The organism is Amycolatopsis sp. SB7-3 (assembly GCF_041021335.1).
GTDB lineage: Bacteria > Actinomycetota > Actinomycetes > Mycobacteriales > Pseudonocardiaceae > Amycolatopsis > Amycolatopsis japonica.
The window spans coordinates 1-12,508 of record NZ_JBFPJQ010000008.1; the positions used below are offsets into that span (position 1 = coordinate 1).

General features: G+C 69.2%; 13 protein-coding genes. 8 read left to right on the top strand and 5 right to left on the bottom strand.

Going from position 1 to position 12,508, the window contains the following annotated elements; genetic code table 11:
* From AB8M46_RS36380 to AB8M46_RS36395, 4 genes are all read left to right on the top strand, one after another.
* On the top strand, positions 1–330 hold a 330-nt coding region (locus tag AB8M46_RS36380), incomplete at its 5' end, for a choline/carnitine O-acyltransferase (protein ID WP_394363120.1).
* Between the two features lie 82 nt (positions 331–412).
* The gene (locus AB8M46_RS36385; protein WP_394363121.1) at positions 413–958 is read left to right on the top strand and encodes a DUF4232 domain-containing protein; all 546 of its coding nucleotides are present in this window, start codon (positions 413–415) and stop codon (positions 956–958) included.
* A 106-nt stretch (positions 959–1,064) separates the two neighbouring features.
* Complete coding sequence (locus tag AB8M46_RS36390; RefSeq protein WP_394363122.1) at positions 1,065–1,754, top strand: response regulator; 690 nt, start codon at positions 1,065–1,067, stop codon at positions 1,752–1,754.
* Positions 1,751–3,220, top strand: coding sequence for a sensor histidine kinase (locus tag AB8M46_RS36395; protein ID WP_394363123.1), 1,470 nt, complete (start codon positions 1,751–1,753; stop codon positions 3,218–3,220). The genes AB8M46_RS36390 and AB8M46_RS36395 overlap by 4 nt, the downstream gene beginning before the upstream one ends.
* On the opposite strand, the gene AB8M46_RS36400 is transcribed toward AB8M46_RS36395, so the two are convergent.
* The 3 genes from AB8M46_RS36400 to AB8M46_RS36410 form a co-directional block, all read right to left on the bottom strand.
* The gene (locus tag AB8M46_RS36400) at positions 3,186–4,259 is read right to left on the bottom strand and encodes a hypothetical protein (protein WP_394363124.1); all 1,074 of its coding nucleotides are present in this window, start codon (positions 4,257–4,259) and stop codon (positions 3,186–3,188) included. The two genes, AB8M46_RS36395 and AB8M46_RS36400, sit on opposite strands and share 35 nt — an antisense overlap.
* Positions 4,260–4,326: 67 nt before the next feature.
* On the bottom strand, positions 4,327–4,764 hold the full coding sequence (locus AB8M46_RS36405) for a hypothetical protein (protein WP_378428083.1): 438 nt from the start codon (positions 4,762–4,764) through the stop codon (positions 4,327–4,329).
* 14 nt (positions 4,765–4,778) lie between these two features.
* Complete coding sequence (locus AB8M46_RS36410; protein WP_350598764.1) at positions 4,779–6,116, bottom strand: hypothetical protein; 1,338 nt, start codon at positions 6,114–6,116, stop codon at positions 4,779–4,781.
* A 118-nt stretch (positions 6,117–6,234) separates the two neighbouring features.
* On the opposite strand from AB8M46_RS36410, the gene AB8M46_RS36415 reads away from it, so the two are divergent.
* On the top strand, positions 6,235–7,671 hold the full coding sequence (locus AB8M46_RS36415; protein WP_394363125.1) for an ABC transporter substrate-binding protein: 1,437 nt from the start codon (positions 6,235–6,237) through the stop codon (positions 7,669–7,671).
* Here AB8M46_RS36415 and AB8M46_RS36420 read toward each other — a convergent pair.
* Positions 7,651–8,550 carry a LysR family transcriptional regulator gene (locus tag AB8M46_RS36420; protein WP_350598742.1) on the bottom strand — a complete coding sequence of 300 codons (900 nt, stop codon included), beginning with the start codon at positions 8,548–8,550 and terminating at the stop codon, positions 7,651–7,653. The genes AB8M46_RS36415 and AB8M46_RS36420 overlap by 21 nt on opposite strands.
* A 71-nt stretch (positions 8,551–8,621) precedes the next feature.
* On the opposite strand from AB8M46_RS36420, the gene AB8M46_RS36425 reads away from it, so the two are divergent.
* Complete coding sequence (locus AB8M46_RS36425; RefSeq protein WP_394363126.1) at positions 8,622–9,656, top strand: SDR family oxidoreductase; 1,035 nt, start codon at positions 8,622–8,624, stop codon at positions 9,654–9,656.
* A 241-nt stretch (positions 9,657–9,897) separates the two neighbouring features.
* On the opposite strand, the gene AB8M46_RS36430 is transcribed toward AB8M46_RS36425, so the two are convergent.
* Positions 9,898–10,638: an SDR family oxidoreductase gene (locus tag AB8M46_RS36430; RefSeq protein WP_394363127.1), complete on the bottom strand. Its 741-nt coding sequence runs from the start codon at positions 10,636–10,638 to the stop codon at positions 9,898–9,900.
* Between the two features lie 170 nt (positions 10,639–10,808).
* Here AB8M46_RS36430 and AB8M46_RS36435 point away from each other — a divergent pair, with 170 nt between their 5' ends.
* Together AB8M46_RS36435 and AB8M46_RS36440 are read left to right on the top strand one after the other, a co-directional pair.
* Entirely contained in the window at positions 10,809–11,234 is a 426-nt protein-coding gene (locus AB8M46_RS36435; protein WP_037346876.1) for a hypothetical protein, read from the top strand.
* Between the two features lie 156 nt (positions 11,235–11,390).
* Positions 11,391–12,479 (top strand): substrate-binding domain-containing protein, encoded by a 1,089-nt coding sequence (locus tag AB8M46_RS36440; RefSeq protein WP_394363128.1) that lies wholly within the window; start codon positions 11,391–11,393, stop codon positions 12,477–12,479.
* Positions 12,480–12,508: the final 29 nt, after the last annotated feature.

Consider the following 12,508-nt stretch of genomic DNA (forward strand, 5'->3'; position numbering starts at 1 on the left):
CAGGCGGGCGACGCGCCGGAGCAGCACCTGTGGGAGCTGCAGCTGATCCAGAAGCGGCGTGGCGTCGAGGACTCACCGTCGCTGTACTCGTCACCCGGCTGGCTGAAGATGCGCAACGACTACCTGAGCACGAGCTCGGCGCCGTCGGTGAACATCCAGTACTTCGGTTTCGGGTCGACCAGCCCGCAGTGCATCGGCGTCGCGTACGTGCTGCTGCCGGAGTCGTTGAATCTGTACCTGTGCACGCCGAAGCACGTGGCGCACGAGATGGAGCTGTTCGCGACGGAACTGACCGGGGCGGTGCGGGAGCTGCAGGAGCTGCTGGCCTAGTGAGGGTCTGAAACGGGCCGAAGGCGTCCTTCGCCGCGTCGGATGCGGTGATGGACGCTTTCGGCCCAGGTAAGGTTCCGGTGTGCTGGGGAAACTGGGGTTACTGGGTGGATTGCTGCTGGTCGTGGCGGGGTGCGGCGAGCCTCCGCCGCCACCGCCGCCGGTCCCGCCCACCGTCCACACGCCGGATCCGGGCCCGGTGGTCCCGGCAGGCTGTCTCGACACCGGCGTGACGGTGAAGTCCGGGCCGGTCGAGGCCGCACTGGGCCATCGCGCCGTCGTACTCACCCTCACCAACTGCGGCACGACCCCGCGCACGCTTACCGGCTATCCCGAAATCCGCTTGCTGGACAAGGAAAAGCGGCCGATGAACGTCGCCGTGGAGCACGGCACGTCGTATATGGCGATCGATCCCGGCGTCAGCCCGCAGACGGTCCAGCCCGGCGGGACGCTGCTCTCGGTCGTCTCGTGGTCGAACACGGTCACCGTGGGTTCGCCGGAGGCCGGTGCCTATGTGACGGTCGCGGCGGCGAAGGGCGATCCGGAGCAGCGGATCACGGTCGATACCGACCTCGGGACCACGGGCAAGCTGACGCTGACGGCTTGGAACGCCAAGCTCAAGAACTAGGGTTTTGTGACGAGACCGCACGGCTTCGCGACGGTTCCGCCGCAGGCCACGGCGAGCACGACGAAGCGCCCTTACGATCGGTGAGCCTTTCGATCTTGGGGGAACCATGCCGCGCATCCTGCTCGTCGAGGACGACGTCGCACTCGCCGAAGCGCTCACGCTCGCGTTGAAGGCCCTCGGCCACGACGTCGTCGTCGCGCCGACCGGGGAGCGGGCGCTGGAGGCGCTGTTCACCGACCGGCGCGAACTCGATTTCGTCCTGCTCGACGTCATGTTGCCCGGGATGGACGGGTTCGAGGTGTGCCGCCGGATCCGCGCGCGCAGCCGGGTGCCGCTGGTCCTGCTGACCGCCCGCGGCGACCCGATCGACATCGTCGCCGGGCTGGAGTGCGGAGCCGACGACTACGTGGTCAAACCCGCCGAGCCGCGGGTGATCGACGCGCGGATCAAGGCGATCGGGCGGCGTGCCGTCACCGCTCCCGGGCCGTCGGCCGGTCAGTTGCGGGTCGGGCGGCTGGAGATCGACGCGGCCGCGATGAGCGTGATGCGCGACGGCGTCGAACTGGCGCTCACCGCGACCGAGATCCGGTTGCTGGTCGAGTTCGCCGAGCATCCCAACCAGGTACTGAGCAGGCGGACGTTGCTGAAACGGGTCTGGGACTACGGCTATGTCGGCGATTCGCGGATCGTGGACGCGGCGGTCGCGCGGTTGCGGGCGAAGATCGAGGACGATCCGGCGAATCCCGTGGTGCTGAAGACCGTGCGCGGACTCGGCTACCGGTTGGTGGGCGAATGAGGTTCGGATTGCGTGCCCGGGTGACCGCGGCGGTCGTGGTGGTGACCACGACGGCGACGGTGGTCATGGCCTTCAGCGCGGCCAAGATCCAGGAGGACGACGCGCTCGACCGGTTCACCGCCGCGGCGAAGATGTCGTTCGGGGCGATGTTCGGCCAGGCATGGCCTCATCTCGAACAGTCCATGGCGGGTTCCCCCCGGGCCTTGGAGATGTTCTCCCAGGGAATGGACAAGGCCGCGGCGGACTGGATGCTCGTCACGAGCCATCCCCAGTTGACCAACGACGACTTCAAAGCCCCCGAAGGACCTCTCTCGGTCGTCAAAGCCTCTTCGCAAAGCCACGACTGGACGACGGGTGCCGAGAACGCGGCCCCTCCCGACCGGCGAGCCGCGCTGGAAAGCGTGCGAAACCTGGTCATCCAGCGGACCCAGGGGCCGGAGAAGCTGTTGTCGGCGACCACGACCGATCCGGCGACCGGGCGCAGGCTCCTGGTGCTGAGCGGGAACTTCGTCGCGTACTGGGTGGTGCAGTTCTTCGACCTCACCGCCTTCGAGCAGGATCTGGCCGCCCAGCGCTGGAAACTGGTGTGGATCGCGCTCGGTGTCACCGTCTTCGGCGTGGCGGCGGCCGTCTTCGCGGCGGGCCGGATCCGGCGGCCGGTGCTGCGAGTCGCCTCCGCCGCGCGTGACCTGGGCGACGGCGCCTTCGACGTCCGTGTCCCGGTGAAGGGCCGCGACGAACTCGCCGATCTCGCCGCGTCGTTCAACACGATGGCCGATCGGGTCGGCGCGGCGATCGGGGAACTGCGCGCCAAGGACCGCCAGCAGCAGCGGTTCGTCGCCGACGTCGCCCACGACCTGCGGACCCCGCTCGCGTCGATGGTCGCCACGGTCGACACCCTCGACGACGCCGGCCCCGAGGTCAGGACCCGCGCGGCCGAGTTGCTCGGGACGCAGACCCGGCGCCTGGCGCGGCTCGTCGAGGATCTGCTGGAGATCTCGCGGTTCGACGCGGGTTCCGCGGACCTGCGGCCCGAACTCGTCGACCTGCCCGCGCTCGTCGAGGACGCGATCGAGGTCAGCGTGCCGGAGACGCCCGTCCAGGTGACGAGCACCGGCGACACGACCGTCTCCGCCGATCCGCGCCGCGTCCACACCATCGTGGGCAATCTGCTGGTCAACGCCGAGCGGTACGGCCGGACGCCGATCACCGTGTCGGTGGAAGGCCTTTCCGACGCGGTGCTGATCCGGGTGTCCGACGCCGGACCCGGCGTGCCCGAGGAGTTGCGGCCGATCCTGTTCGACCGGTTCGTGCGCGGCGATCACGCGCGCCAGGCGACCGAGGGCAGCGGGCTGGGGTTGTCGATCGCCAGGGAGAACGCGCTGATCCACGGCGGCGACATCACCGTGGACAACGATCGCGGCGCCGTTTTCACCGTGCGTCTTCCACGGGAGTCACCAGCGTGAGCCCACGTGGCGCGTAGCCGTCGAAATACGGCAACGGGATGTGGGTGAGCACCAGCAGAAGCGCGGTCAGCACCCCGATCTGGGGCAGTTTCAGCTCGCGGTGACCGAGCCAGAGCCACACGACCACGAAGAAGTTGGTCATCAGCAGGAAACCCCACCGGGCGTCGTCCCAGCCGCCGAACGCGAGCAGCACCGGCGCCCCGATCGCGGCGGCGGGCACCACGGCCGCGAGCGTGGGCCGGTGCAGGTACAGGAAACCGCCGAGCACCACGGCCGCGATCGGCAGCAGGTAGAGCAGGACACCGGTGATCGAGTACAGCCGCCAGCTTTCGGACTGGGTGCGCCCGAACAGATCCAGCGCGTCGGCGCGGTAGGCGAAGTCCGCTGTGGACAGTGCGCGCCGGAGACCGTCGATGGTGCCGGGAGCGGCGGGCGGCAGGGCGAGGATCCCCAGGCCGAGTGCCGCCGCCGGAGTGATCAACGCGCACGCGCGCCGGAACGGAAGCTTCCGCAGCAAGGCGAAACCGAAGATCGGCAGCACGGTGAGCAACGCGATCTCGTGCACGGTCACCGAAAGCGCCATCACCGCGCTCGCGAGCACAGGTCTGTTCCGGTGCACCGCCCACAGCGCGCCGGACAGCAGCAGATACAGCACCTGGTCGAGGTAGCCGACCTCGTGGAACAGGTAGCCGCCGGTCGGCAACAGGAGCCAGCCGACGATCAACCACCGTCGGCTTTCGGTACGGCTGTGGAAGAAGACGAGCGTCACGACCGCCAGAAGCGCGCCGAGGACGGCGAAACTCGCGACCGCGAAGACCGTGTAGTCCTGCCCGAACGGCTTCAGGAGCGTGCCGACGAGGAAACGGCGGTGGAATCCGTCCGTCAGGGACACGGCCTGCAGGGTCGCCGCCCACTCCCCCGGCAATCGGAACCCGGTGTAGCCGGCGAGAAGCACGGCGATCGCGAACAGTGCGGTGACGCTTCGTCGCGAAGTCTTCCCGGCGACGGGGACCGGGGCCCGCTCGAGCAAGGTGGTCATGACGCCAAGCTAGGAACGGATCGTCCCACTGCCGTGATGGTCCCGCGACAGTTCCGCCACAGAACCGTTACATGGTTGTCGAAGTCAGGAAGGCCTGTTCGGACCCGTCCGCGACGAACGCGGTCCGCGCCTTGCCGTTCATGGGCAGCTCACAGGAAAGCCATTTCACCCCGGACGGGAACAGCCCTTTCAAGGGCTCGGGCACCGCCGGGGAACCGGCCTGGCATTTGTAACCGTCCAGCACCTTCGCGACGGCCTCGGGACGCAGCTTCACCACCGCGGACAGCCGGAAGTCGGACGGCCCCGGCGCCGCGACCCGCCCTTCGGAGGCGCCCATCCGCTCCTCGACCCAGGACGCCTGGACGATCTCGCCGACCTCCGGGAACGTCTCGGCGACCGGCGCCGGATCGGTGTGGACGGCCACTTCCTTCGGCGGGACCGGGTCACAGGCCGCGATCAGGACGATCGCGGCCGTGACTCCCAGCATCTTCCCCAAGGTGCGCATGGGGACATCTTGGCTCAGGCGGTGAGCTTCAGGATGTCGATTCCGCGAGTGTTGTCGGCGACATAGACGTAACCCTTGTGCCAGTACGGCGCCCACGCGCTGGCGTCGGCCGGGCGGAAGTAGGCGATCTGCTTCGGGTCGGTCGGGTCGCTGACGTCGAGGAAACGCGTTCCCTGCGTGTAGAACGACTGCACGAGGACCTTGCCGCGGACGTCGAAGTAGTGCGCGGAGCAGTCACCCGTGGTCGGGTCGCTGCCTTCTTGCCCGGCGACGCTCCAGGTGCCGACGGACTTGAGGCGGAACGGCTTCTCCGGCGTCGAGCGCCAGCCTTCGCCGTTGTAGGAGTTCTGCAGCGACGAGATCGTCAGCACGCCGTCACCGGCGCAGCCGTCGAGGAAGCTCTCTTCGGTGGCGTAGATCAGGTCACGGCCGTGCCAGCGGTTCGAGTCGGCACCGTCGGCCGAGCGGTGTCCCGCCGGGTGGAAGCTGTTGTGCATGAACTTCGACGGCGCCGCCGTCTCCTCGATCCCGCCGCCCGCGTACGGCACGGGGTCGAACGCCGTCGCGCGGCGGACCTTGCCCTGCACGGGATCGCGGTGGTAGCCGTTGGTCCAGTAGCCGCGGACGCCACCGCGTCCGGACACCCACGCCACGCCCTCGTCGTCGACCTGGACGTCGTGCACGTAGTCGGTCTTGCCGTCGTTGCGCGCGAGTTCGATCGGGTTCGGGAACGTCTTGGGGTTGCGCGGATCGCGGATGTCGGTCACCCAGATCGGGCGGCCGCCCCAGTCCGCGGGCTGGTTCGCGGCCTTCGCGGGGCCGCCGGTCCAGAGGTACCGGCAGTCGTCGACGCAGCTGGTCGTGTGGCCGGCGGGCACCTTGGTGTAGCTCAGGATGGCCGGTTTGTCCGGGTTTTTCAGATCGATGATGTAGATACCGGATTCGCCGGTCTGCGTGGTGCCGCCGTAGGCCCGCGGGTCCCGCGCGAGGAAGACGAGCTTGCGCTTGACGTCGACCTCGGTGTCTTCGGTCTCCCACAGGCCGGGGAGGCTGACCTCGCCGATCAGCTTCGGGGCGGTGGGGTTCTTCGTCAGGTCGTAGACCTTCAGGCCGAACTCGCCGGAGACCGCCATGACGTCACGTTTGCCGTACTGCAGGAACCCCATGGCGATGGCGCCTTGCGCGTCGGGCACGTTGCCGACGGCCTTGACGTTCTTCACCGCGCCGGGCGCGCCGGCGACCCGGACCTTCTCACTGGCCGGTTTGTCCTCTTCGCCGCAGGCCGCGGCGGGCAATCCGGTGGCGATCAAGGTCGCGGTGACCGTGGTGAGCGCCAAACACGAACGGAGCAACCAGTTTCCTCGCACAGAAACCTCCCAGGCTGGTCCCCGCACCCTATGATCGCCACTTTGCCCGCACAACCGCCATTGGTTGTGGGACTGCTCGGTGCGGGACTGCTAAGACATCCTCATGCGCTTGCGTCTTCTGGCCCCGCTCCTCGCCGCCGCCCTGGTCGCGGCGGGCTGCACCGAATCCGGCGAACCGCCCGCACCGGACGTTCTTCGCGTGGGCCTGGCCGCCCCGGCGACCCTGCTGCCCGCGGACGTCCGCGACCAGTCCGGACGGATGGTCACCGGCGCGCTGTGGACGCCGCTGGCGGACTACGACCCGGCGACGGGGAAGACGGCGCCGCGGGCGGCCGAATCGTTCTCCAGCCCCGACCGGGTCACGTGGACGGTCAAGCTCAAGGACGGCGGGAAGTTCCACGACGGCACCCCGGTCACCGCGCAGTCCTATGTGGACACCTGGAAGGCGATCGGCGCGGAGCAGTGGCAGGCGTCCCGGGTCGTCAAGGAGCTCTTGCGGGCCAAGGAGATCACCGCACCCGACCCGCTGACCATCCGGCTCGTGCTCGACCGGCCGTCCGGGCAGGTTCCGGCGCTGCTCTCGTCGCCCGCGCTGGTCCCGCTGCCCGCTTCCGCGCTGGCTTCGCGTGATTGGGCGGGCTTCGCGCAACGGCCGGTCGGCAACGGGCCGTTCCGGCTGGACGGCGCGTGGCAGCCGTCGGGCGGCAAACTGGTCCGGGTCGCCGACGCGCCGGGCAAGGCGCGGACGGTCGAACTGAAGACCGGCGACGCGGCGGCACAGTACGACGAGGTGAAGGCCGGGAAACTCGACCTCTCCACCTTCGTCCCCGGCGATCGCCACGAGGCCATGCACGCGGATTTCGCGCAGCGGCACGTGATGTGGGCCCTGCCCACCGTCGCCTACCTCGGCTTTCCCTTGAGCGCGCCGCATTTCTCCGACGCGACCGTCCGGCACGGCTTCGGGCTCGGCATCGACCGCGCGGCCTTGGAGGCCGGCGCGCTCGGCAAGCAGGTGGATCCGGCGAAGTCGCTGCTGCCGCCCGCCGTCGCCCCTGGCGAGCGCAGCAGCACGTGCCGTCCCTGTACCTTCGACGCCGGAGCCGCGAAATCCTTGCTGACCCAGGCGGAGTTCCCGACCGCTCCGGTCCACTTCGGACAGTCGCAGGCGAGCTGGCTTCGCCCGCTCGCGGAGCAGGTCGGCAAGGCCGTCGGCGTCCCGCTCGCCCCTGAACCGGGGCAGGGACCGTTCGCGATCGACGTTGCCCTGACGACACCGAGCCCGCAGGAAGTGCTGGCCGAGATCGTGCAGGCGACCGGCTACCAGAGCGACGGATTCGCCGACCTGCTGAAATCGGCCGAGGAGACCGACTCCGCCGAGAGCGGCGAGGTCTACCGGCTGGTGGAGAACCAGTTGCTGCGGGATCTCCCGGTCGTCCCGCTGTGGTCCGGGCACGGGCACGCCGTCTGGGCGGACCGCGTCGGCGACGTCAAGGCGACGGCGTACGGCGGTGTGGACCTCTCAGGGGTTTCCGTGCGGTGACCCGAGCGTGCATTTCCCCGCGACGACGTCGATGAAGGCCGAGGTCAGCGGGTCGGGAGTGCTGCGGCAATAGGCGGCGAGCGTGCGGTGGATCGCCGGTTCGGGCCGCAGGACGCGGCCGTGGAAACCTTCGGGCAGCACGTTGGCGGGCACCAGCGCGGGACCGAGACCCGCGGCCGCGAGCAGCGGGGCCGCGGCGCTCTGCTCGGTGCGGACCGCGGCCCTCGGCTGGAATCCCGCCGCGGCGCACGCCTGGTCGACGAGGTCGGCCAGGCCGTTGCCCGGCGCGTAGTGCACCCACGCGCAGTCGGCGAGGGTCGCCAGGTCGACGACGCCGGTGCCGTCGTCCTCGCGCGGCCCGTCGATCGGCAGGACGACGACGAACTCCTCGACCCCGAGTTCGCGCACCGGCCCGTCCCAGTCCGGCGGGACCGGGCCGACCGCGACGTCGGCCTCCCCCGCCGCCATCGCCTCCCGGAGTTCGTCCGCGTGCCGGAACTCCACCAGCCGGACGTCGACGTCGGGCCGCTCGCGGCGCCACACCCGCAACGCGGCGGGGAGGACCCCGAGGCCGACCGAGTAGACCGTGGCGATCTGCAGTTCCCCGGCTTCCAGTCCCGACGCCTGCCGTGCCGCGCACCGTGCGCGTTCGGCGTCGGCGAGGGTGGCGCGGGCGTGCGGCAGCATGGCACGGCCCATCGGGGTGAGCCGGACGCTGCGCGGCAGCCGTTCGAGCAGCGGGCCTCCGACGCCTTTCTCCAGCGCGCGCACCTGATGCGAGAGCGCGGGCTGCGTCACGTGCAGCAACTCGGCGGCCCTGGTGAAGGAGCCGGTGTCGACGACGGTCACCAGGTATTCGAGCTGCCGCAGACTGGTCATGAAGAGAGTTTATCGGAGCGGTGAGATCTATGCCTTGGACTTATCGACCGGCCGGGGCCAAGCTCGATGACATGAACGAAGAACGCAAGGTCGCCCTGGTCGCCGGGGCCAACGGGGTCGTCGGCAAGAACCTGATCGCCCATCTGGAGACGCTGCCCGGCTGGCGCGTCATCGGCCTGTCGCGGCGTGGCGGCCCCGGCCGGATCGCGGTCGATCTGCTCGACGCGGACGACACCCGCGCGAAGCTCGGTGGCCTGGACGACGTCACGCACGTGTTCTACGCGGCCTATGTCGACAAGCCGACCTGGGCCGAGCTGGTCCCGCCGAACCTGGCGATGCTGACCAACCTCGTCGACGCGATCGAACCCGTCGCGACCGGCCTGCGGCATATCAGCCTCATGCAGGGCTACAAGGTCTACGGCGCCCACCTCGGCCCGTTCAAGACCCCGGCGCGCGAGGACGACGCCGGGCACATGCCGCCCGAGTTCAACGTCGACCAGCAGCAGTTCCTGGAGCGGCGCCAGGCCGGAAAGCCCTGGACGTGGTCGGCGATCCGGCCGTCGGTCGTCGGCGGGACCGCGCTGGGCAACCCGATGAACCTGGCGCTGGCCATCGCGGTCTACGCGTCGATCTCGAAGGAACTCGGCCTGCCGCTGCGGTTCCCGGGCAAACCCGGCGCGTACGACAGTCTCCTGGAGATGACCGACGCCGGACTGCTGGCGAAGGCCACCGTCTGGGCCACCGGTTCGGAGAACGAGGCGTACAACATCGCGAACGGGGATCTGTTCCGGTGGAACGACCTCTGGCCGCGGATCGCGCGCTACTTCGACCTGGAGGTGGCGCCGCCGCTGCCGATGTCGCTGGACGTCGTCATGGCGGACAAGGAGGAACTCTGGACGTCGATCGCCGCGAAGTACGGCCTCGAAGTGCCGTACAGCGCCGTTTCGTCGTCGTGGGCGTTCGCGGACTTCGTGTTCGGCTGGGACTACGACATGTTCGCGGACGGCTCGAAGGCGCGGCGCGCCGGTTTCCACGAGTACGCCGAGACGCCGGAGATGTTCTTCCGGCTGTTCGACGAGTTCCGCAAGGCGAAGGTGATCCCGTGAGGCGCTCGTGAGCGGCTGAGATCGTTCTAGCGAGGGGCGAGTCAAAAGTGGCGTGATGGAGTCGGCGGTGCAACCGGGCTCGCCACCGAGGCCTAGACCCTCAGACTATCCAAAAAGGACATTCGTCGAGATCCTCGTGTCTGATTTGATCACTTTGCGCAGTATTGTCCGGGGGTCGTGAGTGGTAATGGTCGTTCTAACCCTCTTTACCACTCACGACAGGCGTAACCTGGCCGGAAAACTAGCCGCGCCCGATGTACGGCATCGCGGTCGCCGTGACGGTCAAAAATCCGACGTTCGCGTCCAGCGGCAGCCCGGCCATGTACAGCACGGCGTCCGCGACGTGCCGCGCGTCGAAGGTCGGCTCGGCCTTGACGCTGCCGTCGGCCTGCGGGATCCCGTCGGCCATCCGCAGCGTCATCTCGGTGGCCGCGTTGCCGATGTCGATCTGTCCACATGCGACATTCCAGGCGCGGCCGTCGAGGGAGATCGACTTCGTCAGCCCGGTGACCGCGTGTTTCGTCGCGGTGTAGGCGACGGACGCGGGGCGCGGAGCGTGCGCGGAGATGGAACCGTTGTTGATGATCCGGCCACCGCGCGGATCCTGCGCCTTCATCAGCCGCACGGCCTGTTGCGCGCACAGGAACATCCCGGTCAGATTGGTGTCGACGGCGCGTTTCCAGTCCGCGAAGGACAGTTCGTCGACGGCCCCGCCCACGGACACGCCCGCGTTGTTCACCAGGAGGTCCAGCCGCCCCCACCGGGCGCGGACCGTCTCGAACAGCGCCGCGACGGAATCGGGGTCGCCGACGTCGGTGGGCACGGGAAGCGCGTCCGCCGCGCCCTCGGCGGTCTCGGCCAGCGCGTCCGCGCGGCGGCCGGCGAGGGCGACCCGGTAGCCGGCGCCGAGCAACGCGCGGGAGATCTCCCTGCCGAGCCCGGAACCCGCCCCGGTGACGACCGCGATCCTGCCGTTGCCCATCGATCCTCCTCGCAGACCGTGCCGGAGCGGACCGGCTCGGTGATTTTTTCCGATTACCCGCGTCCGTTCAGGCTAGCGCGCCGCCGCCGGGGGAAAACGTTCACCCGTCGGCCGTCGCGCCTTAAGCGGATCCGGTAACCCCTTCACCACATGGCGGCGATTCACGGGATGTGACCAGGGGGAATTCAGTAGCGAAGAATCCACGCTTTCAACTCGTCCAGACCGGCGAGCAGACCCTGCGATGGCGGCTGCTCGGCGGCAACAACGTGTCGCTGGGATCGGCGCCCGAAGACTATCCGCGAGCCGAGGAATGCCTTGTCGCGATCGCCTGGCTCAGCACGCATATTTCCGAACTGACCAGCGATTTCAGTCATCTCAGCGGTGGTCGCTGGCGCTGGCGCCTGCACACCGGCGACCGGCTCGTCGCGATCGCCAGCCACGCCTACGGAAGACGTATCGAGGCGCAGCGCGGCCTCGACCGGTTCCGCTCGGCCACCACCGAAGCGTCCATCGGCGAAGGAATCGAGACGATAGCCGATTGGCGCCGGAAATACCGTCGCGATTCCGGCGGACATTCACCGAATCGTTCTCCGTGACGGCCGATCACGGAAAGTTCGTTCCCCGGAGATTAACCACCATGACGTCGGGCGGGAACGCGAAGCACCGCCGCCGGACAGTGTCGCGGAGCGAGGATTGTGCCAAGTCACGGAATCCCGCGACTACTTGGGGACTAGAGAAAGAGTGCAAACAAGATGCGTGCTCGTACCACTCGGTTTCTCGGCGCCACCGCGATCGCCGCGTGTGCCTGCCTCACCCTGACCGGCACCGCCTCGGCGGTCACCCCCGCCAACGGCCTTTCCGAGGTCATCGCCGCGGCGGGCTCGGACACCACCGTCGACATCACCGGCGCGATCCTGGCGAACGCGAACGGCGGCGCCTGGAACAGCGACCCCGACAACTTCGTCAACGTGCCGCCGCTGCTGTCCGGCACCCAGACCTTCACCGTCCCGGCCGACCCGTTCGCCGACGAGGTCGTCTACAGCGCCGGCAACCCGGCCCCGAACGGTTCCTCGCAGGGCAAGGCCGCGCTGAAGGCCTCCGCCGAAGCGGGTGACGGCAAGATCGACATCGCGCGGTCGTCCTCGGCCCGCGGCTCGTCCGACCCCGGCACCTTCGAGTACTTCGCCTTCGCCACCGACGGTGTCACCTGGGCCTCGTCGGCCACCGGTTCGGGCGCGGGCCTGACCCTCACCCTGGCGCAGCTGCGCGGCATCTACGACGGCTCCATCACCAACTGGAACCAGGTCGGCGGCGCCAACTCCCCCATCAAGGTCTACCTGCCGCAGACCGGTTCCGGCACGCTGAGCTTCTTCACCGGTACCGTCCTCGGCTTCGACCCGACCACCAAGCCGGTCACCATCAAGCGCTTCCAGGAGCACGACGGCAACTCCATCCCGACCGCCGACCGCGCCACCGCCATCGCGCCGTTCTCCATCGCGCAGTGGATCGCGCAGGGCAACACGGTCGTCGCCGACAAGCGGGCGGGCTTCACCGTCAACCCGCTGACCGGTGCCGGCTTCAACGGCTCCCCGGTCGCGGGTTCCGCGGGCAACTACACCCCGGCGTTCACCACCGCGTTCCTGGGCTCGCGCAGCGTCTACAACATCGTCGACTCCCGCACCCCCAGCTACGACCAGGCCAAGCGCGCCGTCGGCTTCGACGACGGTGACACGGCCTCGACGGCCAGCCCGCTGTGCGGCGGCCAGCTCGCCACCACCATCAAGCGGTACGGCTTCCTGACTGTGTCGGGCCCGAACGGCCTGTCCTGCGTCAAGTCCTGACCCCTCCTAGCGCGTGAAGGCCCCCTTCC

What these genes read in the sequence shown, in the direction of transcription:
- AB8M46_RS36390 (WP_394363122.1), top strand. Translation starts at nt 1,065, where the DNA reads ATGCCGCGCATCCTGCTCGTCGAGGACGACGTCGCACTCGCCGAAGCG.
- AB8M46_RS36395 (WP_394363123.1), top strand. Translation starts at nt 1,751, where the DNA reads ATGAGGTTCGGATTGCGTGCCCGGGTGACCGCGGCGGTCGTGGTGGTG.
- AB8M46_RS36400 (WP_394363124.1), bottom strand. Translation starts at nt 4,259, where the DNA reads ATGACCACCTTGCTCGAGCGGGCCCCGGTCCCCGTCGCCGGGAAGACT.
- AB8M46_RS36405 (WP_378428083.1), bottom strand. Translation starts at nt 4,764, where the DNA reads ATGCGCACCTTGGGGAAGATGCTGGGAGTCACGGCCGCGATCGTCCTG.
- AB8M46_RS36415 (WP_394363125.1), top strand. Translation starts at nt 6,235, where the DNA reads ATGCGCTTGCGTCTTCTGGCCCCGCTCCTCGCCGCCGCCCTGGTCGCG.
- AB8M46_RS36420 (WP_350598742.1), bottom strand. Translation starts at nt 8,550, where the DNA reads ATGACCAGTCTGCGGCAGCTCGAATACCTGGTGACCGTCGTCGACACC.
- AB8M46_RS36425 (WP_394363126.1), top strand. Translation starts at nt 8,622, where the DNA reads ATGAACGAAGAACGCAAGGTCGCCCTGGTCGCCGGGGCCAACGGGGTC.
- AB8M46_RS36430 (WP_394363127.1), bottom strand. Translation starts at nt 10,638, where the DNA reads ATGGGCAACGGCAGGATCGCGGTCGTCACCGGGGCGGGTTCCGGGCTC.
- AB8M46_RS36440 (WP_394363128.1), top strand. Translation starts at nt 11,391, where the DNA reads ATGCGTGCTCGTACCACTCGGTTTCTCGGCGCCACCGCGATCGCCGCG.